Source organism: Streptomyces sp. NPDC017676 (assembly GCF_044329325.1).
GTDB lineage: Bacteria > Actinomycetota > Actinomycetes > Streptomycetales > Streptomycetaceae > Streptomyces.
In genome coordinates, this window is the sequence record NZ_JBIRJA010000015.1 from 26,032 (window position 1) to 51,143 (window position 25,112).

Here is a 25,112-nt window from a genome sequence, read left to right on the forward strand (position 1 = left end):
AAGTTGGGTAAAAACGCTGTGACGGCGCCACTGTTCATGATTCCCTCTACATCGCCAACGCAGCCCCTCGGACGTCCCCCAGGCTCCCCACCCCGGCCGGGCCGGCTGGGCTGACATGGCCGATCTCCCCCTCCTTGCGTGTTAGCGGAGCCGATCCATGCTCACGACCCTGAACACCACCTACACCGATACGCGCGCCGCCGATCTCGCCTGGGCCCTGGGTCGCGAGCCGCTGCCCGCCCTGGCCACCCTCGATCTCGAACTCACCGGCGCGAAGCTGCAGTTGCGGCTGCTCGGCGCGTCCCACCAGGTGCTCCTGGAGGAAGAGCGGGGCCGCTGTTCGGAGACGGTCGCCTGCATCCCCGGCTCCAGCACCCCGCTGCCGCTGGGCGTCGCCAAGCGCGTCGGCGACTGGGAGTACGAGTTCGCCGCCCGCGTGGAGGTGCTCACCCCCGGCTCGTTCGCGGGCCGCGCCCAGGAGCTGCTGGCCCTCGTCTCCGACCATCCGCACGGCCTCGCCGGGGTCTTCCCGGGCAGCCCGCACGCCTTCACCGCGATGCTGGCCCAGCACCACGAGGGCCAGGTGCACTGGCGCACCTGGCACGCCTACCCGCAGGACGGCCAGCTCGTGGCCACCCGGACCCGGGTCGGGGCACGCAGGCGGACGGCGGCCCGGCAGCCCGCGGCGACATAAACCCGTACCGCGTCAACCGCCCCCAGATCCACACGTGTGGGTGACGAAGCGTACCCGGCGAGTGACGTAACGTCGCAGGGTGATCGAACCGCACGCCCCCGCGCCCCCGGGCGCCCCGCCCTCCTGGACAGGCCCCGCACGGCTGCCCGTCCGGCCCGGCACCGGGCGGTTCCTGGTCCTCGTGTGCGTCTTCGTCTGCGCGGCCTGCGGACTCGTGTACGAACTCGAACTGGTCGCCTTCGCCTCGTACCTGATGGGCGACTCGGTCACCCAGGCCTCCGTGGTGCTCTCCGTGATGGTGTTCGCGATGGGCGTCGGCTCGCTCGGCGCCAAGCGGCTGCGCTGCCACGCGGCGGCCGGATTCGGCGCGGTCGAGTCGGCCCTCGCGCTGATCGGCGGGTGCAGCGCCATGGCCCTGTACGCCGTCTTCGCCTGGACCGCCGGCTGGGGCGGGATGTGGGCCGACGGACCGCGCTGCCTCCTGGTCGCCTTCTCCCTCACCATCGGGCTGCTCATCGGCGCCGAGGTCCCGCTGCTGATGGAGCTGATCCAGCGCATCCGCCGGCAGGACGCGGGCGGCGCGGTGGCCGACCTGTTCGCCGCGGACTACGTGGGCGCGCTGGTCGGCGGCCTCGCCTTCCCGTTCCTCCTGCTGCCGTTCCTCGGCCAGTTGACGGGCGCCCTGCTGACGGGGACGGTCAACGTCGTCGCGGGCGGCGCCCTGGTCCTCGGTCTCTTCCGCCGCGACCTCACCCGCCGCGCCCGCTGGACCCTGCTCCTCGCCGGGCTCACCGTCCTCGGCGTCCTCGCCTCCGCCGCCGCCCTCGCCGGCGACTTCGAACGGGCCGCCCGGCGCGCCGTCTACGGCACGGACGTCCGGGTGGCCGTGCGGACCGGCGTCCAGGAGGTCGTCCTCGCCGGCGGCACCCACGGCGAACCCCTCGACCTCTTCCTCGACGGCCGCCTCCGGGTCGGCGGCCGGGACGAGCACCGCTACCACGAGGCCCTGGTCCGGCCGGCCCTGACCGGCCCGCACGCGCGCGTGCTGATCCTCGGCGGCGGCGACGGCCTGGCCGCCCGCGAGGTGCTGCGCCACCCCGGGGTGCGCCGCGTGGACATCGTCGAACTCGACCCCGGCCTGGTACGGCTGGCCCGCCGCGACCCCGGCCTGTCCGCCCTCAACGGGCACGCGCTCGCCGACCCGCGCGTGCGCGTCACCACGGCCGACGCGCTCACCTGGCTGCGGCGGGCGCGCGGACCGGCGTACGACGTCGTGATCAGCGACCTGCCCGACCCCGGGATCACCGCCTCCACCAAGCTGTACTCCGAGGAGTTCTACGGCCTGGCCCGCCGCGTCCTGGCCCCGGACGGCCGCCTGGCGGTGCACGCGGGGCCCGTCACCGCCCGGCCCCGCGCCTTCTGGACCGTCGCCGCCACCCTGCGTGCCGCCGGCTTCGCCGTCTCGCCCTACCGGGTGTCCGGCCACGACCCCGCCTTCGCGGCCGGCCGCGACCGCTCGACGGGGGCGTCCCGGGCAGCACACGACTGGGGGTTCCTGCTGGCGGCGCGCGGGGACGCCGCGCCCGCCCTGCGCGTGGGCCATGAGGGGGCGGGGACGCTGACACAGGCCGGACTGACGGCGGACGCGCGGGCGGCGCGACGGACGCGGGTGTCCGGGGCGCCGGTGTCGACACTGGTGCATCCGAGGTACTGAGGGGCCTCACGGCCGGGTGAGTTCCGGCGACAACTGGGTAGGCTCCACGGACATGGAGCACCAGGTCTTCGTCCCGGCCCCCGCCGAGCGGATCGGCGCGGCACTGGCCGACCGGACACGCGTGGCGCGGGCCGTTCCCGGCCTGCAGCAGGACGCCGGTGCCGAACCGATCACCGGCCGGCTCAAGCTGCGGGTCGGCGGACACTCCGTCACCTACCGCGGCACGGCCCGGGTGACCGCCTGCGAGGACGGCACGTACGCCGTCGTGGGCGACGCCACCGAGGCGCGCGGCGCCGGCGCGGTCAAGCTCGCCCTGACCCTGCGCCTCGCGGACACCGAGGGCGGTTGCACGGTCACGGCCGAGGGCACGGTGGACGCGACCGGCCGCATCTCGGAACTGCCCGCGGAGACGGTGACCGCGGCGGCGACCCGGCTGCTGAACCGCTTCCTGGAGTCGCTGGCCGCCGGAGCCGGAGCCGGAGCCGACGCGGATGCCGACGCCGGTGCCGAAGAGCAGCCGAAGCCCCCCTCCGGTGCCACCCACACCTCCGTCTTCGAGACCGAGATCCCCCCGCCCGCCCTGTCCCCGGACGCGGACGAGGACCTCGACACGGACACCGGCACGGACCCGGACGCCGACACCGGGATCGTCACCGCCTCCACCGACCGCCCCTCCGGCGACTTCGCCGAGACCGGTGAACCCCCCGCCGAGGCCGCGCACGCCCGCCGCACGATGATCGGCCGCAGCGCCGAGGAGGTCGACCACGCCCCGCCGCGCGGCCGCTACGCCCCGGTCCCGGCGCCGCAGACGGTCACGGCGGCCTCGGCGCTGCGCTGGGCGGCACCGGCGGCGGCACTGGTCGTCGCGTCGGCGATCGTCGTGGGCAAGGCGCTGCGCAAACGCCGCTGAGCGGACGCGGCCCTCAGGGGCGCGGCCGGCACCGTCCTCCCCCAAGTACTGTCGTCCCGTGAGTAACGAAGACATCACGCTGACCGCAGGCGAAGCGGAAGCACGCGTCAGCCCGGCCAACGGCGGCCGTATCGGCAGCCTCAGGATCGGTTCCCTGGAACTGCTGAGGCAGGGGGAGCGCTACGGCTGCTTCCCGATGGTGCCCTGGTGCGGCCGGATCCGGGACGGGCGCTTCCTGGACGGCGGCACCGTCCGCCAGATGCCGCTCAACTCCCCGCCGCACGCCATCCACGGCACCGCCCGCGACGGCGCCTGGCGCACCGCGCGCGTCACGGAGAACGAGGCGGTGATCACGTACGAGCTGACCGACCCCTGGCCGCGTCCCGGCCGGGTCACCCAGATCGTCACGCTCGCCGAGGACAGCCTGACGCTGACGATGTCCGTGGAGACGTACGACGACTCCTTCCCGGCGCAGCTCGGCTGGCACCCGTGGTTCCACCGCAACCTCGGCGGCGAGGACGTCCGGCTGGACTTCAAGCCCGCCTGGCAGGAGGAGCGCGGCGCCGACCACCTGCCCACCGGCAACCGCGTCGACCCGCGGCCGGGCCCCTGGGACGACTGCTTCGGCATGCCCGGCGGCGTCGACGTCACCCTCACCTGGCCCGGGCAGCTGGAGCTGAAGGTGGCGAGCCGGGAGGAGTGGGTGGTGGTCTACGACGAGCAGGCCGAGGCCGTCTGCGTGGAGCCGCAGACCGGGCCGCCCAACGGTCTGAACACCTCCCCGCGCCTGGTCACGCCGCTGGACCCGCTGGAAGCCGGCACCACCTGGAGCTGGCGGCGGCTCTAAGCTGGTCGGCATGACGGATGTACGCGGCGCGCTGCTGCAGCAGATCAAGGACAAGGCCGTGGTGCACGGCAAGGTGACCCTCTCCTCCGGTCTGGAGGCCGACTACTACGTCGACCTGCGCCGCATCACCCTCGACGGCGAGGCCGCCCCGCTGGTCGGCCAGGCACTGCTGGACCTGACCGCCGACCTTGAGTTCGACGCGGTCGGCGGGCTCACCATGGGCGCCGACCCGGTCGCCGCCGCCATGCTGCACGCCGCCGCCGCGCGCGGGCGCAGGCTGGACGCGTTCGTCGTCCGCAAGGCCGCCAAGGCGCACGGGCTCCAGCGGCGCGTCGAGGGCCCGGACATCGCGGGCCGCCGGGTCCTGGTGGTGGAGGACACCTCCACCACCGGCGGTTCCCCGCTGACCGCCGTCGAGGCCGTGCGCGAGGCCGGTGCCGAGGTCGTCGCCGTCGCGACCATCGTGGACCGGGCGACCGGCGCCGCCGAGAAGATCGAGGCCGGCGCGGGCGTTCCGTACCGGTTCGCCTTCTCGAAGGATGAACTGGGTCTGGACTGACCGGGCGGTTTGACCTGCACTTGACCGGGGCGCCGACCCGGCGCCCCGTGTCTGGAAAGATGGGGCCGACGATGACGTCGCACCCCAGGTCTAGGTCAGGGCCGTAACGCAGAACGCCAACCCGCAACACAAGGAGCGGACAGGATGCCCATCGCAACCCCCGAGGTCTACAACGAGATGCTCGACCGGGCGAAGGCAGGCAAGTTCGCCTACCCGGCCATCAACGTGACTTCCTCGCAGACCCTGAACGCGGCCCTGCGCGGCTTCGCGGAGGCGGAGAGCGACGGCATCGTCCAGATCTCGACCGGCGGGGCCGAGTTCCTCGGCGGGCAGTACAGCAAGGACATGGTGACCGGTGCCGTCGCCCTCGCCGAGTACGCGCACGTCCTCGCCGAGAAGTACCCGGTCAACATCGCCCTGCACACCGACCACTGCCCGAAGGACAAGCTCGACGGGTACGTGCGCCCGCTGATCGCGCTCTCCGAGGAGCGCGTCAAGGCCGGCCGCAACCCGCTGTTCCAGTCGCACATGTGGGACGGCTCCGCCGAGACCCTCGCCGACAACCTCTCCATCGCCCAGGAACTGCTGGAGCGCGCCCACGCCGCCAAGATCATCCTGGAGGTGGAGATCACCCCGACGGGCGGTGAGGAGGACGGCGTCTCCCACGAGATCAACGACGAGCTGTACACCACCGTCGACGACGCGATCCGCACCGCCGAGGCCCTCGGCCTGGGCGAGAAGGGCCGCTACCTGCTGGCCGCCTCCTTCGGCAACGTGCACGGCGTGTACAAGCCGGGCAACGTCGTGCTGCGCCCGGAGCTGCTGAAGGAGCTGAGCGAGGGCGTCGCCGCCAAGTTCGGCAAGCCTGCTTCTCCTGGCCCCTTCGACTTCGTCTTCCACGGCGGCTCCGGCTCCACCGAGCAGGAGATCCTGACCGCGCTGGAGAACGGCGTGGTGAAGATGAACCTCGACACGGACACCCAGTACGCCTTCACCCGTCCGGTCGCCGGCCACATGTTCCAGAACTACGACGGCGTCCTGAAGGTCGACGGCGAGGTCGGCAACAAGAAGGCCTACGACCCGCGCACCTGGGGCAAGCTGGCCGAGGCGGGCATGGCCGCGCGCGTCGTCCAGGCCACGCAGAACCTGCGCTCGGCGGGCAACAAGATCAAGTAAGCGGTACGGCGTTCCAGCGGGCCCGGCGGCTGTCCTTGCCGCCGGGCCCGCTGTATACCTGGGGGCATGCCCGAAGTCCGGCTCGCCTCGCCCCAGGGCAAATGGATCCTGCTCACCACCGTCCTCGGCTCCAGCATGGCGATGCTGGACTCCACCGTCGTCAACGTCGCCCTGCCGCGCATCGGCCGCGACCTGGACACGAGCCTCGCCGCCCTCCAGTGGACGGTCAACGCGTACATGGTCACGCTGGCCGGCCTGATCCTGCTGGGCGGCTCGCTGGGCGACCGCTACGGCCGCCGGAAGATCTTCGTCCTCGGGGTGGTCTGGTTCGCGGCGGCCTCCCTGCTGTGCGGCCTGGCGCCCACCTCCGGGATCCTCATCGCGGCCCGCGCCCTCCAGGGCATCGGCGGGGCCCTGCTCACGCCCGGCTCGCTCGCCCTGATCCAGGCGTCCTTCCACCCCGACGACCGCAGCCGGGCGGTCGGCCTGTGGTCCGGCTTCGGCGGGATCGGCGCCGCCGTCGGCCCGTTCCTCGGCGGCTGGCTGGTGACCGGCCCCGGCTGGCGCTGGGTGTTCCTCCTCAACGTGCCCGTGGCGCTGCTGTGCGCGCCGATCGCGCTGCGGCACGTACCGGAATCCGCCGACCAGCGCGCCCACGGCCGCTTCGACGTCCTGGGCGCGGCCCTCGGGGCGCTGTCCCTCGCCCTCCTGACGTACGCGCTGATCGAGGCCCGGGGCGGCTCCCTGGCGGTCGCCCTGACGGGGGTGGCGGGTATCGCGGCGGCGGTGGCCTTCGTCCATGTCGAGCGGCACCGGCCCGACCCGATGCTCCCGCCGGACATCTTCGCCTCGCGCCAGTTCACGGCGGTCAACCTCGTCACCCTGTGCGTGTACGCGGCCTTCGGCGGCTTCTTCTTCCTCACCGCGCTCCAGCTCCAGGTGGTGGCGGGCTACTCGCCGCTCGCCGCCGGAACGGCCCTGTTGCCCACCACGGCCCTGATGCTGCTGTTCTCCTCCGGCTCGGGTGCGCTGGCCGACCGTACGGGGCCGCGGCTGCCGCTGACGGTGGGCCCGCTGCTGTGCGCGGTGGCGATGCTGCTGATGCTGCGGGTGGGGAAGGGGGCGGACTACCTGACCGACGTGCTCCCGGCCCTCCTGGTGATGGGCGCGGGCATGGTCACCCTGGTCGCGCCCCTGACGGCCACGGTCCTCGCCTCCGTCGACACCGCCCGGGCGGGCCTGGCCAGCGGCATCAACAACGCGGCGGCGCGGGCGGCGGGGCTGGTGGCGGTGGCGGCGTTGCCGCTGCTGGCGGGGATGGGGCCGGAGGCGTACCGGTCGCCCACGGCGTTCGACGCGGCGTTCGACCGGGCGATGCCGATCTGCGCGGGGGTGCTGGTGCTGGGCTCGGCGGTCGCGTTCACTCTGGTCCGCCGGCCGGCGCCGGGGTGCCGGCGGCCGGAATGCCGGACCCACGGCAACGTGACGGCTCCGCCGCTGGAGGCCGACAGGCTCGGGTGAACGCGGGGGGTTCCTCGGCCGTGGTGCTGTGCGGCCGTGGTACTGGGGGACGGTGGTCCTTCGGGTGCGGCTTTGTGGGGGCTGGTCGCGCAGTTCCTCGCGCCCCTGCGGGGAGCTGTGGTGGTGCCCCGTGTCGGGCAGGTCACCGTGGCTGTGCGTCACACTGAAGCCATGACGATTCACGAGAACCTGCTCGGCGGTCCGCCCCCGACCCAGCTCCCCGACGACCCGGCGCCCCGGGAGGCCCTGGCGAACGGCGCCGCGCCGGCGGACGTCGCCGCCCAGTACCCCGCCTCCTCCCTCGCCTGGGCCCAGCTCGCCGACGAGGCGTTCGAGCGGGGCTCGGTCGTGGAGTCGTACGCCTACGCCCGTACGGGCTACCACCGGGGCCTGGACTCCCTGCGCCGCAGCGGCTGGAAGGGCCACGGACCGGTGCCGTGGGAGCACGAGCCCAACCGCGGCTTCCTGCGCGCCCTGCACGCCCTCGCCCGCGCCGCGCAGGCGATCGGCGAGCAGGAGGAGTACGAGCGCTGCACGCAGTTCCTGAAGGACTCCTCGCCGACGGCGGCCCAGACCCTGGGCTGACCCGCGGGTGACGCACGGGTCCGCCCCGGCCCCGCGCCGTGACGGCTCCGCCGGGGCGCGGGGGCGGGGTTCCGGGCTCGGTCAGGGATGATCGGCCTTGCCGTACGGGGGGTGATTGCGGAGGATGCCGTGTGGGGACCGGGGCCCCCGTGCCGGCATCGGCAGGGGCGGACCGCTACCCGGAGTGACAACAGGAGACAGCGATGTCCCAACAGGCTCACCCCCCTTACGAGGCCGCTGAGCCCGAGACCCCGAATCTCGATTTCGCGGGGACGACGCCGTACGAGGACTACGTCAAGGCGGACGTCCTCACCCACCTTCAGCACACCCTCTCCGACGACCCCGGAGAGATGGTCTTCCTGGTGACCACCCAGGTCATGGAGCTGTGGTTCACGGTCATCGTGCACGAGTGGGAGACGGCCGCGCAGGCTCTCCGCGCGGACGACGTGCCGACCGCGCTCGCCGCGCTGAAGCGTTCCGTTCGCGAGCTGGAGGCCCTGAACGCCTCCTGGAAGCCGCTGGGGCAGCTGACCCCGGCGCAGTTCAACTCCTACCGCGGCGCGCTCGGCGAGGGCTCCGGCTTCCAGTCGGCGATGTACCGGCGCCTGGAGTTCCTGCTCGGCGAGAAGTCCGCGTCCATGCTCGTCCCGCACCGCGGCGCCCCGCGCGTCCACGCGGAACTGGAGAAGGCGCTGCACGAGCCGAGCCTGTACGACGAGGTGCTACGGCTCCTCGCGCGCCGCGGCCACGCGATCCCCGACTCCGTGCTGCACCGCGACGTCTCCCGGCGCCACGAGCCCTCCGACGCCGTCGAGGCGGCCTGGACGGAGATCTACTCCGGCGACCAGAACGCCGAACTCGCCCGCCTCGGCGAGGCGTTGAGCGACGTGGCCGAACTGGTCTGGCGCTGGCGCAACGACCACCTGGTGGCCACCCGGCGCGCGATGGGCGCCAAGGCCGGCACGGGCGGCTCCGCCGGTGTGGCCTGGCTGGAGAAGCGCGCCCGCAAGAACGTGTTCCCCGAGCTGTGGACGGCGAGGTCCCATGTCTGAGCTGCCCCTGCTCGCGAAGGAACTGGACCAGGCCGACGAACTGGCGCCCCTGCGTGACCGCTTCGTCCTCGACGAGGTGGTCTACCTCGACGGCAACTCCCTCGGCGCCCTGCCCGCGCACGTCCCCGACCGGGTCGCGGACGTCGTCCGCCGCCAGTGGGGCGAACTGCGTATCCGCTCCTGGGAGGAGAGCGGCTGGTGGACGGCGCCCGAGCGGATCGGCGACCGGATCGCCCCGCTGGTCGGCGCGGCGCCCGGCCAGATCGTCGTCGGCGACTCGACCAGCGTCAACGTCTTCAAGGCCCTGGTCGCCGCGATCCGCATGGCGGACGCCGGCCGCGACGAACTCCTGGTGGACGCCACGACCTTCCCCACCGACGGCTACATCGCCGAGTCGGCGGCCCGGCTCACCGGCCGCACCCTGCGTCCGGTGACCCCGGCCGAGGTGCCGTCCGCGCTGGGCGACCGCACGGCCGCGGTGCTGCTCAACCACGTCGACTACCGCACCGGCCGGCTGCACGACCTCCCGGCGCTCACCGCCGCGGTCCACGCCTGCGGGGCCCTCTCGGTCTGGGACCTGTGCCACAGCGCGGGCGCGCTGCCGGTGGGCCTGGACGAGCACGGCGTGGACCTCGCGGTCGGCTGCACCTACAAGTACCTGAACGGCGGCCCGGGTGCACCGGCGTACCTGTACGTGCGGCGGGAGTTGCAGGACCGCTTCGACTCCCCGCTGCCCGGCTGGAACTCCCACGCCGAGCCGTTCGGCATGAGCCCGTCGTACACCCCCGCGGCGGGCGCGGTGCGCGGCCGGGTCGGCACCCCGGACATCCTCTCCCTGCTGGCGCTGGAGGCCGCCCTCGACGTCTGGGACGGGGTGTCCGTCGACGCCGTCCGCGCCAAGTCCCTGGCGCTGACGGACTTCTTCCTGCGGTGCGTGGACGAGTACACCGAGCCGGGCCGGGTGGAGTGCGTGACCCCCGGGCGGCACGCGGAGCGCGGCAGCCAGATCGCCCTGCGCTGCCCGGACGCGGGCGAGGTGATGAAGCGCCTGATCGCCCGCGGCGTGGTGGGCGACTTCCGCCACCCCGACGTCCTCCGCTTCGGCTTCACCCCGCTGTACGTGGGTTTCCGGGACGTGGAGCGGGCGGCGCGGGTGCTGGGGGAGGAGCTGGCGTAGTCCGGGGACGGGGGCGGGGCACCGGGCGCGGGCCCGGCTTGCCCGGCCCCCGCACCGGGCCTTGCGGGGGCCGGGAGAAGCGGACGGCCTCACAGTGCGTCACATCCCCGTGTCCCCGCACGTCACCTGCCTGATACCGTCCCCGCCAACGGCCGATCTCCCCCCTGGTCCGCCAAACCCTCCCCAGTGCCGACGGCCTGGGAGGCACCCCATCATCGCTGAGAGGTTGGAGCATGCCGGACGACGCCGCCGCAGCCCGCGCCGCCGCCGAAGAGGAGTCGGCCTTCTCGCACTCCCCGGTCGACCCCGACGTCACCGCCGCGTACGGTGACCACCCCGACCAGGTGATCGACTTCTACGCTCCCCGCACAGCACCGGACTCCACCGCTCCCGGCGCGCTCGCCCCGCTGGTCGTCGTCCTGCACGGCGGCGCCTGGCGCGCCCGCCACGACCGCCGCCACATCACCCCCTTCGCCCACTACCTGGCCCGCAGGGGCTTCGCGGTGGCCAACGTGGAGTACAGACGGGGCGGCGAGGGCCCAGCCGGTGTCCCGGAGGACGGCACACCGCCGGCCGGCCGCTGGCCCGACACCTTCGACGACGTCGCGACGGCCCTGGACGCCCTGCCCGCCCTGGTCCGCGAGGCGCTGCCGCAGGCGGACCCGCGCCGCACGGTCCTGACCGGCCACTCGGCGGGCGGGCACCTGGCGCTGTGGGCGGCGGCCCGCCACGTCCTGCCCCCGGACGCCCCGTGGCGCACCGACGGCCCCACCGATCTGCGTGGCGTCGTCGCGCTCGCCCCCATCGCGGACTTCGAGGTCGCGGAGAAGCTGGAGGTCTGCGCGCACGCGTCGCTGCAACTCCTGGGCGGCCCCGACGCCTTCGCCGGCCGGCGCCCGTACGCGGACCCGGTGCTGCTCCTGCCGACGGGCATCGCCACGACCCTCGTCCAGGGCCGCGCCGACCTGGTCGTCCCGGAGCCGGTGGCCGAGTCCTACGCGGACGCCGCGGCGAAGGCGGGCGAGATGGTCGGCCTCACCCTCCTCCAGGACGTGGGCCACTTCCCGCTGATCGACCCGGCGGCGGACGCCTGCGCGGTGGTGGCGGAGGAGATCGCCCAGCTCGCCTGGTGACAGCCGGCGTACCCCACGGCCTGGGTAGTACTTGAGACGGACCCCCGAGGACCCCCCTCCAAGGGGACGACCAGGAGTCCGGTGCCCGCTTACCGTGTGGCACGTGACCGAGACGACGCACACGCAGACGACACCGCCGGGCGCGGCCGGCCGGCCGCGCAGTCCTGAGTTCCGGCTGGCCGTGGACGCCCTGCGCGGGCTGCGGCAGGACCTGTTCCACGACGCTTTCGCCTACCGGCCGCTGCCCCGCATGGCGGTGGACGGCCGCCTCACCCGCCACCTGTCCGACCGGATGCGGGCCCGCGCGGCCTGGACCCCGCACGCGGTGGTGGTGGCCGGCGGGCTCGTGGCGCTGCTCGTCGGCACGGTGAACACCGACATCGGCGGGCCGTCCCTGCTGTGCGGGCTGCTCGCCCTGGCTCCGGTGCTGCTGACCCTGGTGCGTCCGGTCGGCGCGTTCTGGCTGTCGTTCGCCGCGACGACGGTCGCCTCGGTCCTCAGCGGCGACTGGGGCGGCCGGCCCTGGCCGCCGGGCGGCTTCGTCTCCCACCTGCTGGTGCTCACGATCGTGGCGAGCCGGACCCGCCCGCGCACGGCGGGCTGGATGTGGCTGCTCACCGCGCTGTACGGCTTCTGGGCCGAGACCCTCTTCGGCTACGGGAACGACAACACCGACACCGGCCCCATGCTGGTGCTGTCCGCGCTGGCCCTGCTGGTCGTCACGGTCCGGCACGTGCGCCGGGAGGCCGAGCAGGAGGTGACCGCCCAGCAGTCGGTGACCGAGCACGAGCGCTCGCGGCGCACCCTGCTGGAGGAGCGCACGACGATCGCCCGGGAACTGCACGACGTGGTGGCCCACCACATGTCGGTGGTCGCCATCCAGGCGGAGGCCGCGCCGTACCGGGTGGAGAACCCGCCGCCGGAACTGGAGAAGGCGTTCGCCACCATCCGGGAGAACGCGGTGGCGGCGCTGACCGAGCTGCGCCGGGTCCTCGGGGTGGTCCGCGCCGAGGACTACGAGGCCCCGGACGCCCCGCAGCCCACCCTGGCCGACCTGGACGGGCTGCTCACGAACGTGCGGGAGGCCGGTCTGGAGGTGGAGAAGGTGGTGACGGGCGCGGTGCGGGAGCTGCCGCAGGGGGTGGAGCTGTCGGCGTACCGGATCGTGCAGGAGGCGCTGAGCAACACCCTGCGGCACGCGCCCGGCGCGGGCGCCCGCGTCGAGATCGGCTATGTCCTGGGCGGTCTGGGCCTGCGGATAGTCAACGGTCCGGCCCCGGCGCCGAACCTGGTGAAGCCCTCGCCCGGGGCCGGGCACGGCATCACGGGCATGCGGGAGCGGGTCTCGATGCTGAACGGCGAGATGACGGCGGCCGCCACGGACGACGGGGGCTACGAGGTGGCGGTGTTCCTGCCGGTGCCGGCGGCGGTCCCCGCGATCGAGGGTGGGGCATGACGATCCGGGTACTGATCGCGGACGACCAGATGATGGTCCGTGAGGGATTCTCGGTGCTGCTGAACGCGATGCCGGGGATCGAGGTCGTCGGTGAGGCGGTCAACGGCCGGGAGGCGGTGGACCGGGTCCGTGAACTGTCCCCGGACGTCGTGCTGATGGACATCCGCATGCCGGAGCTGAACGGAATCGAGGCGACCCGGGAGATCGTCGCGGCCGACGGGACGGCGAAGGTGCTGGTGCTGACCACGTTCGACCTGGACGAGTACGTGTACCAGGCGCTGCGCGCGGGGGCCTCCGGCTTCCTCCTCAAGGACGCCTCGGCGCGCCAACTGGCCGACGCGGTGCGGGTGGTGGCGGCGGGCGACGCCCTGCTGGCCCCCTCGGTCACCAGGCGCCTGATCACGGAGTTCTCCCGCCTGGCGGACACCCCCCGGCTGATGCCGGCGGCCCGGGCGGCGTACGGGGAACTGACGGAACGCGAGACGGAGGTGCTGGTCCTGATCGCCCAGGGCTTGTCGAACGCGGAGATCGCCGGACGCCTGGTGGTGGCGGAGTCGACGATCAAGACCCATGTGAGCCGGATCCTGGTGAAGCTGGGCCTGCGCGACCGCACCCAGGCGGCGGTGTTCGCGTACGAGGTGCGGTTGGTGACGCCGGGCTGACCAGCCGTCATGTCATGTGCGTGCCTTCCCCGTTGCCGACTAGTGTTCGAAGGTGTATGCATGCGGATCGCATGTGCGAACGGCTGCTAGGTGACGGGAAGGCACACGGGGGATGGGTTACGTTCTGCCCGGATGGGCCGACGAGATCCTGGACTTCATCGGGATCAACTGGCCGAACGTCGACGAGGACGACTACCGCGACATGGCGGACGCCATGCGGGACTTCGCGGACAAGTTCGAGGGCCATGGCGGTGACGCGCACCTGGCGGTGTCCCGGATCCTGTCCTCCTCGCAGGGCTGGGCCGTCGAGGCGATGGAGAAGCACTGGTCGCACGTCAAGGCGGGGCACCTGGAGAAGGTCCCCGAGATAGCCCGGTCGTTCGCGGACGCGTGCGATGTGGTCGCGGACGTCATCTTCGGGATGAAGACCAAGGCCGAGATAGAACTCGGCGCGATGGCCGCCTCGTTGGGCATTTCGGCGGGTCTGGCCGTCGTCACCGGTGGTCTGTCGGCGGTCATCGGGGCGGCCGAGACCGCGGCCTTGCGTCAGGCGGTCAAACGGATCGTCGACGAGGCCGCCGACCGGATCGTGGACGAGCTGGTGGCGCGGGTGACCGAGCCGGTCAACGCCAAGCTGGAGGCCATGGTCGAGGACATGGTCTTCGACCTCGTGGACGGCGCCTTCTCGCTGCCGCCCGCGCCGGGCGACGGTCACCCGGACGGCACCGGGGGCTCGGGCGGACCCGGCGGCAAGCACGGCAGCGGCATGCAGCTGGCCTCCGCGGGCGGAGGAGGCGGCGGGGCCGGGGCCGGCAAGCGGACCGTCATCGACCACGCCGAGTTCGAGGACGGCGCCGGCAAGGTCTCCTTCCACGGCGGTGAGCTGCACCGGGCCGGCTCGGGCTCGCTGGTGAAGGCCAGGGGCGCGTTCGGCCGCACGCACGGCAGGGACCCCTTCACCAGGGCCTTCGACTCGGTCCTCGACGGCGCCCTGAAGGGCACGGAGAAGGCCCTGTCCAAGATCGCCAAGCATGTCACCGAGACCATCCCGGAGCGGGTGAAAGCCACCTCCCGCCTGCACAAGGGCATCGACCTCGGCGTCCGCGACCGGGTCGACGCCATCGACGGCGGCAGGAAGGGCGGCGACGGCGGCGGCCACGGGCGGGCCGGCGGACCGGGCGGCAAGCGCCCCGCGTCGCTGCGCACGGCGCTGGACAGCGTCCGCGAGAAGTCGATCGCCCTGGTACAGCGCCGCTGCAAGAGCGACCCGGTCGACCTCGCGAGCGGCGAGATGGTGCTCTCCCAGACGGACCTCGCGCTGCCCGGAGCCCTGCCGCTGGTGGTGTGGCGCACCCACATATCCGGTTACGGGTACGGGCACTGCTTCGGCCCCAGCTGGGCCTCCACCCTGGACGAACGGCTGGAACTGACCGGCACCGGCGCCGTCTGGGCCCGCCCCGACGGGTCCCTGCTCGTGTATCCGCGCCTGCCGCACGAGGCGGGCGAGGAGGTGCTGCCGGCGGAGGGCGAGCGGATCGCCCTCACCTTCGTCGAGCGGTCGGCGCTCGGCGAGGTCACGTACGCCACGACCGACGTCCGCTCCGGTGTCACCCGCCGCTTCACCGGCAGCCCGTACTCCTCGGGCGGCCTGTACTGGCTCAGGGACATCGAGGACCGCAACGGCAACGGCGTGCGGTTCGACCGCGACGACGACGGCCTGCCCACGGCCCTCGTCCACGAGGGCGGTTACCGCGTGCGCGTCACCCGGGACACGGATCTCGCCCGGGTCACGGCCCTCGACGTGCAGACCCCCGACGGCCCGGTCCGGGTCGCCTCGTTCGCGTACGACGGGTCCCACGACCTCGTGGGCGTGTCGGGCTCCCGGGGCGTGCCCCTGCGGTTCACCTACGACGAGGAGCACCGCGTCACCTCGTGGACCGACCGCAACGGCCACACCTACCGCTATGTGTACGACGCGGCCGGCCGGGTCGTGGAGACGGTCGGCCCCGACGGCGCGCTCTCCTCGCGGTTCGCCTACGACACCGCCGCCCGCGAGACCCGCTTCACCGACTCCACCGGCGCGGTCACCGTCACCCGCTTCAACCCGCTCCGCCAGACGCTCAGCGAGACCGACCCGCTCGGCAACACCGTGCACTTCGAGTGGGACCGCCACGACAACCTGCTGTCCCGCACCGACGAGCTGGGACACACCGCCCGGTTCACGTACGACGACGCCGGCAACCTCCTCACCGTCCACTACCCGGACGGGCGCCGGGCCTCGGCCACGTACAACGCGCTGCACCTGCCGGAGACGACGACCGGACCGGACGGCACCGTGTGGCGCAACGTCTTCGACGAGCGGGGCAACCGCACCGCGGTCGTCGCCCCGGACGGCACCGCGACCACGTTCACCCACCACGTGACGGGCGCGGTGGCCACGGTCACGTTCCCGACCGGCGAGACGGAGACCCGCACCCACGACGAAGCGGGCCTGACCCTCTCGGTCACCGACCCCCGCGGCGCCACCTACGCGGTGCGCCGGGACGCCTTCGGCCGGCCGTACGAGTCGGTCGACCCGGCCGGTTCCGTCACCCGCCTGGAGTGGACGGCGGACGGCTGGCCGACCCGGCGTACGGCACCGGACGGGGCCACGGAGTCCTGGACGTACGACGAGGAGGGCAACTGCCTCACCCACACCGACCCGCTCGGCGGGGTGACACGCTTCGAGTACACCTGGTTCGACCAGCTCGCCGCCCGCACGGACCGGGACGGGGCGCGGTACGAGTTCACGTACGACACCGAGCTGCGGCTCAGCACGGTCCGCAACCCGCAGGGGAAGGTGTGGAGTTACCGGTACGGCCCCTCCGGCCGCACCGACTCGGAGACGGACTTCGACGGACGTACCACGCGCTACGAGTACGACGCCGCGGGCCGCCTGGTCGCCCGGACGACACCGCTCGGTCAGCGCATCGCCCTCACCTTCGACGCGGTGGGCAACGTGCTGGCGAAGGACGCCGGCGGAGTGGTCACCCGCTACACCTACGACGAGGCCGACCGGCTGGTCTCCGCCGTCTCCCCGGCTTCCTCGCTCACCCTGGAGCGCGACACCCTGGGCCGTCTGCTGGCGGAGACCGTCGACGGGCGCAGCATGCGGTTCGGCTACGACCGGCACGGCGAACTGGTCTCGCGCACGACACCGACCGGGGCCACGACGTCGTACTCCTACGACGACGCGGGCAACCGGGTGCGCGTGGACCTCGCCGGACACATGGTCGGCTTCACCCACGACCTGCTGGGCCGCGAGACCCGGCGCACCGTCGGCCGGGGGCCGGCGCCCGTGACGCTCACCTCCGAGTGGGACGTGACCGGCCGCCTCGCGGCCCGGTCGCTGACGACGCCCCGCGGCACACTCCGCGACCGCTCCTACGGCTACCGGGCCGACGGCTTCCTGACGGACGTCACGGACCGGCAGGACGGGCCGGACTGGCACATCGACCTCGACCCCGTGGGGCGTCCGCTCGCCGTCACCGCGGGCGACTGGTCGGAGCGCTACGCCTATGACGCCGCCGGGAACCAGACGGACGCCCACTGGCCCGACCGGGCGCCCCACCCCGGGAGCCGCGGCACACGTGTCTACGACGGGACCCGGCTGCTCGGCGGGGACGGTGTGCGCTACGAGTACGACGGCGCGGGTCGCGTCGTGCTGCGCCAGAAGCGGCGCCTGTCCCGCAAGCCCGACACCTGGCGGTACACCTGGGACGCGGAGGACCGCCTGGTCTCCTGCACCACTCCGGACGGCACCGAGTGGCGCTACGGCTACGACGCGCTCGGCCGCCGCACCGCCAAGCACCGCATGCGCCCCGACGGGCAGGGCGTCGCGGCCACGGTCCGTTTCGCCTGGGACGGAACCCAGCTGGCCGAGGAGACCGACACGGCCACCGGCGTGACGCTGACCTGGGAGTACGAAGGGCCGCAGCCGATGGCCCAGTTGGAGCGCCGGCTGCCGGCCGACGCCGGTCGGCGCGAGGTGGACAGCCGGTTCTTCGCCATCGTCACCGACCTCATCGGCACCCCGACGGAACTCGTGGACGAGACGGGCGACGTCGCCTGGCACAAGCGCTCCACGGTCTGGGGGATCACGGCCCGCAACCGCGACGCCCGGGCCCATACGCCGCTGCGTTTCCCCGGCCAGTACGCCGACCCGGAGACGGGCCTGCACTACAACCTGCACCGGCACTACGACCCCGAGACCGCCCGCTTCGTCTCGGCGGACCCCCTGGGCCTGGTGCCCGCACCGAACCCGGCCGCGTACGTGGTCAACCCCCACACCTGGATGGACCCCGAGGGCCTGGTCGCCAAGGGGTGCACGCAGGACGGCGGCTGGTACGGCGGACTGCTTCCCGCCAACCGGATGGCGAACGGCCAGGCGTACCCGCAGAGGATGGAGGTCAATCACATCCCGGCCAAGTCCGCGTACAAGGACGTCATCGAGCCCGGCTTCTACATGGCCAACAAGCCCCACAAGAAGCAGAAGGTCAACAACGGCCCGGCCATCCGGATGGAGCAGGCCGACCATGAGCAGCTCTACAGCACGGGCTACCACTTGCAGGCCCAAGCGTGGCAGCAGTACCAGCGTGAGCTGATCAACCAGGGGCGCATCACCGAGGCCATGCGGATGGACATCGACGACATCAAGCGGCGGTTCCCCGGTAAGTACGATCGGCACATCGAGGAGATGGTGGCCGGACTGAAGCACAACAAGCCCCTTCAGGACATGCTCAAGAAGCGGGGCTGGACCATCGACGAGAGCGCTCTGCTGGCGTGAGGGCCCGGGGCGTGTGATCGAGGGAGTGAACATGGAACTGGAACTGGTGCCGCATGTCGGCGTCGGGCGTTTCCGGCTCGGCATGCCGGTCGGGGAAGCGCGCGCCGCGGTGGAGGAGTGGGGTGTGTTCCGGACCGTCGCCGGCGACGAGGAGCCCGGGCAGATCGTCCTCACGCACGACGACTCCCAGATGGACATCGTGTTGGGCTTCAGCAAAGGCGCGCTGAGCGGAGTGGAGCTGATCCGTTTCCGGAAGGAGGACGCCGACGTCCGCGTGCTGCTCGACGGGCTCGACGTCTTCCGCACCCCGAGTGAGGACCTCTTCGAACAACTGGCGGAACGGGGCCACACCATCGAGGAGAACGACCTCGGATTCGACGCCCTGCCCGAGCTGAAGGTGATCCTCGCGAACCAGAGCAGCCACGAGTACCCGGTGGACGAGGACGGCGACCCCCTGTACTACGACTACGTCCTCGTCGCGGACCGGATCTGAGCGCACGTGCACGCCGAGATCCGGCCGCACGCCGGCGCGGGGCCGTTCCGGTTCGGTATGCCGTTCGACGAGGCGATGGAGATCGCCCCGACGCTGGGCCGTGTCAGCCACCGGCCGGGAGCCGAGCGGCCCCCGGGCAAGTACGTCGTGAACGTCGACGACTCCGCGTTCCAGTACGTCCTGTCCTCCCCCGAGGGCGGCGCGCTCACCGCCGTCGAGCTGTGGCGCTTCCGCGACGAGGCGGCCGACATCACCGTCGCGTTCGACAAGCTGGACGTCTTCCGCACGCCGAGCGAAGAGCTGGTGGAGCGGCTGGAGGAGCGTGGCCACACCGTGTCGTACGACGACGACCTGGGCATCCATGCCCTGCCGGAGCTGAAGATGTCCTTCGCCAACAACAGCTCGTTCGAGTACCCCGTGGACGAGGAGGGGGACCCGCTGGACTTCGACTACGTCCTGGTCAGCACGGAGCCCGTCGTGTGAGCCGTGAAGGTCTGCACCGTGCGGGAAGGCCCCCCTGGTCAGACGCGGCCCGGCGCGCTAGCGTCCCCGCATGGCAGGCCCCACCGACCTCGCGTTCGATCCCTGGGACCCGGCGTTCGTCGCCGACCCGTACCCGGCCTACGCGGAGCTGCGCGCCCGCGGCCGGGTGATCCGGTACGAGCCGACCGACCAGTGGCTGGTCCCGCACCACGCGGACGTCTCGGCGCTGCTGCGCGACCGCCGGCTGGGCCGGACGTACCAGCACCGGTTCAGTCACGAGGAGTTCGGCCGTACCCCGCCCCCGCCGGAGCACGAGCCGTTCCACACCCTCAACGACCACGGCATGCTCGACCTGGAGCCGCCGGACCACACCCGCATCCGGCGCCTGGTGTCGAAGGCGTTCACACCGCGCACGGTGGAGCGGCTCCGGCCGTACGTCGAGGGGCTCGCGAACGACCTGGTGGCCGCCTTGGTCGGCAACGGCGGCGGTGATCTGCTCACCGACGTGGCGGAGCCGCTGCCGGTGGCCGTGATCGCCGAGATGCTGGGCATCCCGGAGGCGGACCGGGGGCAACTGCGCCCCTGGTCGGCGGACATCTGCGGGATGTACGAGCTGAACCCGTCCGAGGAGACGGCGGCGCGGGCGGTGCGGGCGTCGGTGGAGTTCTCGGACTGTCTGCGGGAGCTGATCGCGGTCCGCCGCGCGGACCCCGGGGACGACCTGATCTCGGGGCTGATCGCGGCCCACGACGAGGGCGACCGCCTCACGGAGCAGGAGATGATCTCCACGGCGGTGCTGCTCCTCAACGCGGGCCACGAGGCGACGGTCAACGCCACGGTGAACGGCTGGTGGGCGCTGCTGCGCAACCCGGACCAGCTCGCGGCCCTCCGCGCGGACCACTCCCTGATCCCCTCCGCGATCGAGGAGCTGATGCGCTACGACACCCCGCTCCAGCTCTTCGAGCGCTGGGTCCTGGACGACATCGGGATCGACGGCACGACGATCCCCAGGGGCTCGGAGATCGCCATGCTCTTCGGCTCCGCCAACCACGACCCGGCGGTCTTCACCGACCCCGAGCGCCTGGACCTCACCCGGAAGGACAACCCGCACATCTCCTTCAGCGCGGGCATCCACTACTGCATCGGCGCCCCTCTGGCCCGCATGGAGCTGGCGGCATCCATGACAGCCCTCCTCACCCAGGCCCCGACCCTGACCCTGGCCAAGGAACCGCACCGCAAGCCGAACTTCGTGATCAGGGGGTTGGAGGGACTGAGCGTGGAGGTGCGCTGATCATCCGTTCGGCTGATCGACGAGCCGTTCCGGCCGGTGGTCGTCGCCGGCTCGGCAAGCTGGTGCCCGCCTGCGAAGGGAGGCACCATGACGGTTACGGCAGAGCGCACGTCGTCCCAGCTGTCGGTGGATACGTTCGAGCGGATCGCCGACTTCGCCGAGCGTGAGGACGAGACCGTCAGGTTCGAGTTCATCGACGGTCGGATCGGACTCAAGAAAGTGACGAACGGCAACCACAACGCGATCACCATGCGGCTGATCCGCCAGTGCATGCGTGCGCGGCCCGAACTGGACCTCAATCCCGGCGCACAGGCGCACACGAAGAGGGGCCCGGATTCCGGGCCCCTCTTCGTGTGCGCCTGTGCGCCCTACGCTGAGGCGGGCATCCCGGTCTACCTGCTGATCGACCGTGACAACCTGTCCATTCCGGTGCACAGTGACCCGGACATCGAGGTCGGTCACCGAGACATCCACGTGGTCAGGCCCGGTGCCAAGGTCACTCTCCCCGACCCCGTCGGGATCGGACTCGACACCGGGGAACTCAAGCAGTACGTCGACTGAGGCTCAGGCCGTCATGTCCCTGCGCCGCAGCCCCGCCAGTCCCGCACCCGTGAGCAGTGCGGTCAGGCCCAGCAGGGTCAGGACCGGGGCCCGCTCCAGCTGACCGCCCGGCAGCTTCGGGAGGTGGGTGAAGGGGGAGAGGTCGAGGAGGGGCCGGGGGGCGTTCAGGGCCGGGCCCACCCAGCCGAGCAGCAGGATCGCCACGGCGACGCCCCAGGCGGCCGGGGCCAGGCGGGGGGTGAGGGCGTAGAGGAGGAGGGCCACCGCGCCGGTCAGCCAGATCGCGGGGAGCTGCACGAGGCAGGCGGCCAGGAGGGGACCCGGCTGTTCGCCGTGGCCGAGGGTCAAGCCCGCACCGGCCAGGAGCATGAGCAGCGCCGAGCCGCCGAAGGCGATCGTCAGATGGCCCGCGGCCCAGCGCAGGCGGCCGACCGCGCACGCCAGCACCGGTTCCGCGCGGCCCGAGGTCTCCTCGCCGTGCAGGCGCAGCACGGAGGCCACGATGTACAGCGTCGCGACCAGACCGAGCATGCCGGTCATGGAGGCGAGGAACGCGTCCGTGATCCCACTGTGGCCGCCCATCCGCTCGAAGATCCGTCGCGCGCCCGCGTTGTCCCGGACCAGGTCGGCCGCGCCGTCCGTCAGGCCGCCGTAGACGACCCCGGCGAGGAAGAGGCCGGCCGACCAGCCGAACACGCTGCCGCGTTGCAGCCGCCAGGCCAGCGCGCCCGCCGTGCCGAGGCGGCCGGTGGCCGGCCCCGGCCGGGCCGGCAGGAAGCTCATGCCGAGGTCCCGGCGCCCGGTGAGGACGTGGGCCAGCGTGCCCTGGGCGACGACGGCCAGGGCGAACAGGCCCAGCACCCACCAGCGTTCGTCCGCGAAGGGGCGCACGTTCTCCAGCCAGCCCAGCGGGGACAGCCACGTCAGCGCCGACGAGCCGTCGTCCGACACCGAGTCGCCCGCCGCCCGCAGTACGAACGCCGCCCCCAGCACCGCCGCCGTCAGGCCCCGGGCCAGGCGGGCGCTCTCCGTGAGCTGGGCGACGATCGCCGCCGTCGTCGCGAACAGCAGGCCGACGCCCGCCACGCCGAGCCCGAAGGCCAGCGCGCCCGAGGCACCCTGCGCCGACAGTCCGACGGTGATCAGCAGGGCCAGCAGCGCGTTCGCGGTGGCCGCCGTCAGCAGCGCGGCGGCCAGCGGGGCCCGGCGGCCCACCGCCCCCGAGGACAGCAGCTCCTGACGGCCGGTCTCCTCTTCGTCCCGGGTGTGCCGGACGACGACGAGCAGGCTCATCACGGCCGCCAGGGCGCCCGCGTAGACGCCGACGCGCCAGGCGGTCAGGGCGCCGAGCGAGTCGCCGAAGACCGGGCCGACGAGCGCGCGCAGCGAGCTGTTGGTGCTCATCTGCCGCAGCAGACCGGCGCGTTGGGCCTCGGTGCCGTACAGGCTGTCCAGCGACTTCGGCATGGACAGCACCATCAGCGCGTTCACCCCGATCCAGGCCGGGAGCAGGGCCCGGTCGCGGCGCAGCGAGAAGCGCAGCAGGGTGCCGGTGCCGGCGAGCGCGGTCATGCCGGCACCCCGTCCGTCCCGGCGTCCTGGTAGTGCCGCAGGAACAGTTCCTCCAGCGTGGGCGGTGTCGAGGTCAGGGACCGTACGCCGGACTCGGTGAGCTGCCGCAGGACGGCGTCGAGCCGGTCGGTGTCGACCTGGAGGCGCACGCGCCGGCCCTGGACGTCGAGGCCGTGGACTCCGGGCAGCCGCGCCAGCCCGTTCGGCGGCCCGGCGAGCTCGGCGGTCACGCTGGTCCGGGTCAGATGGCGCAGGTCTGCCAGTGTGCCGCTCTCCACCGTGCGGCCCTTGCGGATGATGCTGACCCGGTCGCACAGCCGCTCCACCTCGCCGAGGATGTGGGAGGAGAGCAGGACGGTACGGCCCCGCTCGCGCTCCTCCTCGACGCAGCGCCGGAAGACCTCCTCCATCAGCGGGTCCAGGCCCGAGGTCGGCTCGTCCAGGATCAGCAGGTCGACGTCGGAGGCGAAGGCGGCGACGAGGGCCACCTTCTGCCGGTTCCCCTTGGAGTACGTCCGGCCCTTCTTCGCCGGGTCCAGCTCGAACCGGTCGAGCAGCTCGGCGCGCCGGCGCGGGTCGAGTCCTCCGCGCAGCCGGCCGTAGAGGTCGATGACCTCGCCGCCGGAGAGGTTGCGCCACAGGGTGACGTCGCCGGGGACGTAGGCGATCCGGCGGTGCACCTCCACCGCGTCCCGCCAGGGGTCGCGGCCCAGCACCTGCGCGGCGCCCGAGTCGGCGCGCAGCAGGCCGAGCAACACGCGGATCGTGGTGGACTTGCCGGCGCCGTTGGGGCCGAGGAAGCCGTGGACCTCGCCCGCCTCGACGTCCAGGTCCAGGCCGTCCAGCGCATGCGTACGGCCGAAGGACTTGTGCAGCCCGGAGACCGTGATTGCCTTGGTCATGCTGCCGAACGTACGCTGCTTTCAGAAATTTGTGAAGTTAAGGAAGCCAGTGAATGCCGGATAGGCTGAGGGCATGACGGAGCCGACAACGCGCCGGGACCCGGAGGCGGTCTCGCGGTTCGTGGAGCACTTCGCGGCCCAGCTCGTCGAGGCGGGTGTGCCGCGCATGCCGGCCCGTGTCCTCGCCGCGCTGCTCGCCTCGGACACCGGCAGCCTGACCTCCGCCGAGCTGGGCGACCAGTTGAAGATCAGCCCGGCGGCCGTCTCCGGTGCCGTCCGCTACCTGGCCCAGGTCCACCTGGTGTCACGCGAGCGGCAGCCCGGCTCGCGGCGGGAGCGGTACCGGGTGCACAGCGACCAGTGGTACGAGGCGCTGACCAACCGCGAGACGATCATCAAGCGCTGGGAGGACGCCCTGCGCGAGGGCGTCACCAGCCTCGGCGCGGACACCCCGGCGGGACGCCGGCTCGCCGAGACGCTGGACTTCTTCGAGTTCATCGAGCGGGACGTGGCGGGGATGATGGAACGCTGGCGGGCGTACCGGGAGAAGAAGTACGGGGCAGCGTGAGCGCCCACGCCCCCTCCAGCACGCGCCACGTGCGCCGCCGTACCGGGCCCGAGACCGCCGCGTCCGCCCGGTAGCGGAAGTCCGCTCCCGTGACCGTCACCGTGTGCCCGGAGGCCAGCAGCGGGGTCGCCTCCGCGCCCACCGACAGGGGCCGCACCTCCACCGAGGCCGTCCCGGTCCGGCCCGCCGCCACCGACACCGCCTCCACCGGCTGGTCCAGGTCGACCACCGTCTCCCCGTCCACCTCCACCCGCAGCCGGGTCACGCGCGGTGAGGGCACGGCGGACAGGCGGGCGGGGCGGGGGGCGAGGGTGCGGGCCAGGGAGCGGTACCAGGGGCGGTCCGGGCCGAGCGGGACCGGCTCGGCGGGGACCGGTCGCGCCGGCGGAATGCCCAGCGTGCCGAGCACGACCCCGTCGCTGTCGTCCACCAGCAGGTCCAGCCGCCGCTCGGCGCCGTCCAGGACCGCCCGCGCCGCCGCCACCGTGCCGCCGGGCACCCCGAGCGACTCGGCGAGCGCCGCGTCCCCCACCGGCACCACCGACAGCGCGCATCCGGCCAGCTCCCGCTGCCGGTGCAACAGGGTGACGGCCCGCACCAGCGCCCGGTCGTCACCGATCACCACCGGCCGCCGGGACCCCCTTCGGCCGAGCGCGCGGGCGAATTCCTCCGGCCCGTCCGGCAGGCACACCTTCGCCGCCGCACCCGCGCTGAGCACGTCTTTCGCGATCCGTACGGACTCTCCGTCCGTCTGCCGTGCCGCCGGATCGATGATCACCAGCAGCTGATCGGACGTCGCGAAAGTCGCCACCTCGGTCCTGCCTCGCTTCCTCGGGTAGCATCTTTGTGCAAGAGCCCCTTGCGCTATTGCGCCAGGGGCTTCGTCTATTCCGGGGCATCCGGTCCGACGGTTGTGCGACCAACGGCGGTC

At 72.9% G+C, this 25,112-nt stretch carries 22 protein-coding genes; 19 read left to right on the top strand and 3 right to left on the bottom strand.

Annotated elements, in window-relative coordinates:
* Positions 1-157: 157 nt before the first annotated feature.
* From ACH4LD_RS29535 to ACH4LD_RS29620, 18 genes are all read left to right on the top strand, one after another.
* Positions 158-694, top strand: coding sequence for a DUF2617 family protein (locus tag ACH4LD_RS29535; protein ID WP_398054711.1), 537 nt, complete (start codon positions 158-160; stop codon positions 692-694).
* A gap of 79 nt (positions 695-773) precedes the next feature.
* Entirely contained in the window at positions 774-2,408 is a 1,635-nt protein-coding gene (locus ACH4LD_RS29540; protein ID WP_398054710.1) for a polyamine aminopropyltransferase, read from the top strand.
* Between the two features lie 52 nt (positions 2,409-2,460).
* Positions 2,461-3,318 carry an SRPBCC family protein gene (locus ACH4LD_RS29545; RefSeq protein ID WP_398054709.1) on the top strand — a complete coding sequence of 286 codons (858 nt, stop codon included), beginning with the start codon at positions 2,461-2,463 and terminating at the stop codon, positions 3,316-3,318.
* A gap of 58 nt (positions 3,319-3,376) precedes the next feature.
* On the top strand, positions 3,377-4,165 hold the full coding sequence (locus ACH4LD_RS29550) for an aldose 1-epimerase (protein WP_398054708.1): 789 nt from the start codon (positions 3,377-3,379) through the stop codon (positions 4,163-4,165).
* 10 nt (positions 4,166-4,175) lie between these two features.
* The gene (gene pyrE / locus ACH4LD_RS29555; protein ID WP_398054707.1) at positions 4,176-4,724 is read left to right on the top strand and encodes an orotate phosphoribosyltransferase; all 549 of its coding nucleotides are present in this window, start codon (positions 4,176-4,178) and stop codon (positions 4,722-4,724) included.
* Between the two features lie 144 nt (positions 4,725-4,868).
* Positions 4,869-5,900 (top strand): class II fructose-bisphosphate aldolase, encoded by a 1,032-nt coding sequence (gene fbaA / locus ACH4LD_RS29560; protein WP_132784675.1) that lies wholly within the window; start codon positions 4,869-4,871, stop codon positions 5,898-5,900.
* Positions 5,901-5,966: 66 nt separating this feature from the next.
* On the top strand, positions 5,967-7,421 hold the full coding sequence (locus ACH4LD_RS29565) for an MFS transporter (RefSeq protein WP_398054706.1): 1,455 nt from the start codon (positions 5,967-5,969) through the stop codon (positions 7,419-7,421).
* A gap of 171 nt (positions 7,422-7,592) precedes the next feature.
* Positions 7,593-8,006: a DUF3151 domain-containing protein gene (locus tag ACH4LD_RS29570; RefSeq protein WP_398054705.1), complete on the top strand. Its 414-nt coding sequence runs from the start codon at positions 7,593-7,595 to the stop codon at positions 8,004-8,006.
* A gap of 203 nt (positions 8,007-8,209) precedes the next feature.
* Positions 8,210-9,058, top strand: a complete 849-nt coding sequence (locus ACH4LD_RS29575; RefSeq protein ID WP_132784673.1) for a tryptophan 2,3-dioxygenase family protein — start codon at positions 8,210-8,212, stop codon at positions 9,056-9,058.
* Positions 9,051-10,235 (top strand): kynureninase, encoded by a 1,185-nt coding sequence (kynU, locus tag ACH4LD_RS29580; RefSeq protein ID WP_398054704.1) that lies wholly within the window; start codon positions 9,051-9,053, stop codon positions 10,233-10,235. The genes ACH4LD_RS29575 and kynU overlap by 8 nt, the downstream gene beginning before the upstream one ends.
* 233 nt (positions 10,236-10,468) lie before the next feature.
* Complete coding sequence (locus ACH4LD_RS29585) at positions 10,469-11,368, top strand: alpha/beta hydrolase (RefSeq protein ID WP_398054703.1); 900 nt, start codon at positions 10,469-10,471, stop codon at positions 11,366-11,368.
* Positions 11,369-11,471: 103 nt separating this feature from the next.
* Positions 11,472-12,824 carry a histidine kinase gene (locus ACH4LD_RS29590; RefSeq protein WP_207928313.1) on the top strand — a complete coding sequence of 451 codons (1,353 nt, stop codon included), beginning with the start codon at positions 11,472-11,474 and terminating at the stop codon, positions 12,822-12,824.
* Positions 12,821-13,486, top strand: coding sequence for a response regulator (locus tag ACH4LD_RS29595; protein ID WP_398054702.1), 666 nt, complete (start codon positions 12,821-12,823; stop codon positions 13,484-13,486). The genes ACH4LD_RS29590 and ACH4LD_RS29595 overlap by 4 nt, the downstream gene beginning before the upstream one ends.
* A 112-nt stretch (positions 13,487-13,598) precedes the next feature.
* Positions 13,599-18,311 carry an RHS repeat-associated core domain-containing protein gene (locus ACH4LD_RS29600; protein WP_398054701.1) on the top strand — a complete coding sequence of 1,571 codons (4,713 nt, stop codon included), beginning with the start codon at positions 13,599-13,601 and terminating at the stop codon, positions 18,309-18,311.
* Positions 18,312-18,342: 31 nt separating this feature from the next.
* Positions 18,343-18,804 (top strand): hypothetical protein, encoded by a 462-nt coding sequence (locus ACH4LD_RS29605; RefSeq protein ID WP_398054700.1) that lies wholly within the window; start codon positions 18,343-18,345, stop codon positions 18,802-18,804.
* A gap of 6 nt (positions 18,805-18,810) precedes the next feature.
* A complete protein-coding gene (locus tag ACH4LD_RS29610; RefSeq protein WP_398054699.1) occupies positions 18,811-19,287 on the top strand; it encodes a hypothetical protein in 477 nt (158 codons plus the stop codon).
* A 70-nt stretch (positions 19,288-19,357) separates the two neighbouring features.
* The gene (locus ACH4LD_RS29615) at positions 19,358-20,578 is read left to right on the top strand and encodes a cytochrome P450 (RefSeq protein WP_398054698.1); all 1,221 of its coding nucleotides are present in this window, start codon (positions 19,358-19,360) and stop codon (positions 20,576-20,578) included.
* A gap of 87 nt (positions 20,579-20,665) precedes the next feature.
* Complete coding sequence (locus ACH4LD_RS29620; protein WP_398054697.1) at positions 20,666-21,139, top strand: Uma2 family endonuclease; 474 nt, start codon at positions 20,666-20,668, stop codon at positions 21,137-21,139.
* A 3-nt stretch (positions 21,140-21,142) separates the two neighbouring features.
* Here the strand turns inward: ACH4LD_RS29620 and ACH4LD_RS29625 are convergent, their stop codons facing one another.
* Together ACH4LD_RS29625 and ACH4LD_RS29630 are read right to left on the bottom strand one after the other, a co-directional pair.
* Positions 21,143-22,711, bottom strand: a complete 1,569-nt coding sequence (locus ACH4LD_RS29625; protein WP_398054696.1) for an ABC transporter permease — start codon at positions 22,709-22,711, stop codon at positions 21,143-21,145.
* Positions 22,708-23,613: an ABC transporter ATP-binding protein gene (locus ACH4LD_RS29630; protein WP_132784663.1), complete on the bottom strand. Its 906-nt coding sequence runs from the start codon at positions 23,611-23,613 to the stop codon at positions 22,708-22,710. Before ACH4LD_RS29630 ends, ACH4LD_RS29625 begins: the two co-directional genes overlap by 4 nt.
* A 73-nt stretch (positions 23,614-23,686) precedes the next feature.
* Between ACH4LD_RS29630 and ACH4LD_RS29635 the strand changes: the two genes are divergently transcribed.
* The gene (locus ACH4LD_RS29635; protein ID WP_398054695.1) at positions 23,687-24,181 is read left to right on the top strand and encodes a GbsR/MarR family transcriptional regulator; all 495 of its coding nucleotides are present in this window, start codon (positions 23,687-23,689) and stop codon (positions 24,179-24,181) included.
* Here ACH4LD_RS29635 and ACH4LD_RS29640 read toward each other — a convergent pair.
* Entirely contained in the window at positions 24,108-24,992 is an 885-nt protein-coding gene (locus ACH4LD_RS29640) for a diacylglycerol kinase (protein WP_398054694.1), read from the bottom strand. The genes ACH4LD_RS29635 and ACH4LD_RS29640 overlap by 74 nt on opposite strands.
* Positions 24,993-25,112 lie beyond the last annotated feature (120 nt).

Bases quoted from the DNA above. Each gene is read 5' to 3' on its own strand.
- ACH4LD_RS29585 (WP_398054703.1), top strand. From the start codon at position 10,469: ATGCCGGACGACGCCGCCGCAGCCCGCGCCGCCGCCGAAGAGGAGTCG.
- ACH4LD_RS29545 (WP_398054709.1), top strand. From the start codon at position 2,461: ATGGAGCACCAGGTCTTCGTCCCGGCCCCCGCCGAGCGGATCGGCGCG.
- ACH4LD_RS29605 (WP_398054700.1), top strand. From the start codon at position 18,343: ATGGAACTGGAACTGGTGCCGCATGTCGGCGTCGGGCGTTTCCGGCTC.
- ACH4LD_RS29600 (WP_398054701.1), top strand. From the start codon at position 13,599: ATGGGTTACGTTCTGCCCGGATGGGCCGACGAGATCCTGGACTTCATC.
- ACH4LD_RS29635 (WP_398054695.1), top strand. From the start codon at position 23,687: ATGACGGAGCCGACAACGCGCCGGGACCCGGAGGCGGTCTCGCGGTTC.
- ACH4LD_RS29620 (WP_398054697.1), top strand. From the start codon at position 20,666: ATGACGGTTACGGCAGAGCGCACGTCGTCCCAGCTGTCGGTGGATACG.
- ACH4LD_RS29570 (WP_398054705.1), top strand. From the start codon at position 7,593: ATGACGATTCACGAGAACCTGCTCGGCGGTCCGCCCCCGACCCAGCTC.
- ACH4LD_RS29615 (WP_398054698.1), top strand. From the start codon at position 19,358: ATGGCAGGCCCCACCGACCTCGCGTTCGATCCCTGGGACCCGGCGTTC.
- ACH4LD_RS29535 (WP_398054711.1), top strand. From the start codon at position 158: ATGCTCACGACCCTGAACACCACCTACACCGATACGCGCGCCGCCGAT.
- fbaA (WP_132784675.1), top strand. From the start codon at position 4,869: ATGCCCATCGCAACCCCCGAGGTCTACAACGAGATGCTCGACCGGGCG.
- ACH4LD_RS29625 (WP_398054696.1), bottom strand. From the start codon at position 22,711: ATGACCGCGCTCGCCGGCACCGGCACCCTGCTGCGCTTCTCGCTGCGC.
- pyrE (WP_398054707.1), top strand. From the start codon at position 4,176: ATGACGGATGTACGCGGCGCGCTGCTGCAGCAGATCAAGGACAAGGCC.
- kynU (WP_398054704.1), top strand. From the start codon at position 9,051: ATGTCTGAGCTGCCCCTGCTCGCGAAGGAACTGGACCAGGCCGACGAA.
- ACH4LD_RS29595 (WP_398054702.1), top strand. From the start codon at position 12,821: ATGACGATCCGGGTACTGATCGCGGACGACCAGATGATGGTCCGTGAG.
- ACH4LD_RS29565 (WP_398054706.1), top strand. From the start codon at position 5,967: ATGCCCGAAGTCCGGCTCGCCTCGCCCCAGGGCAAATGGATCCTGCTC.
- ACH4LD_RS29630 (WP_132784663.1), bottom strand. From the start codon at position 23,613: ATGACCAAGGCAATCACGGTCTCCGGGCTGCACAAGTCCTTCGGCCGT.
- ACH4LD_RS29575 (WP_132784673.1), top strand. From the start codon at position 8,210: ATGTCCCAACAGGCTCACCCCCCTTACGAGGCCGCTGAGCCCGAGACC.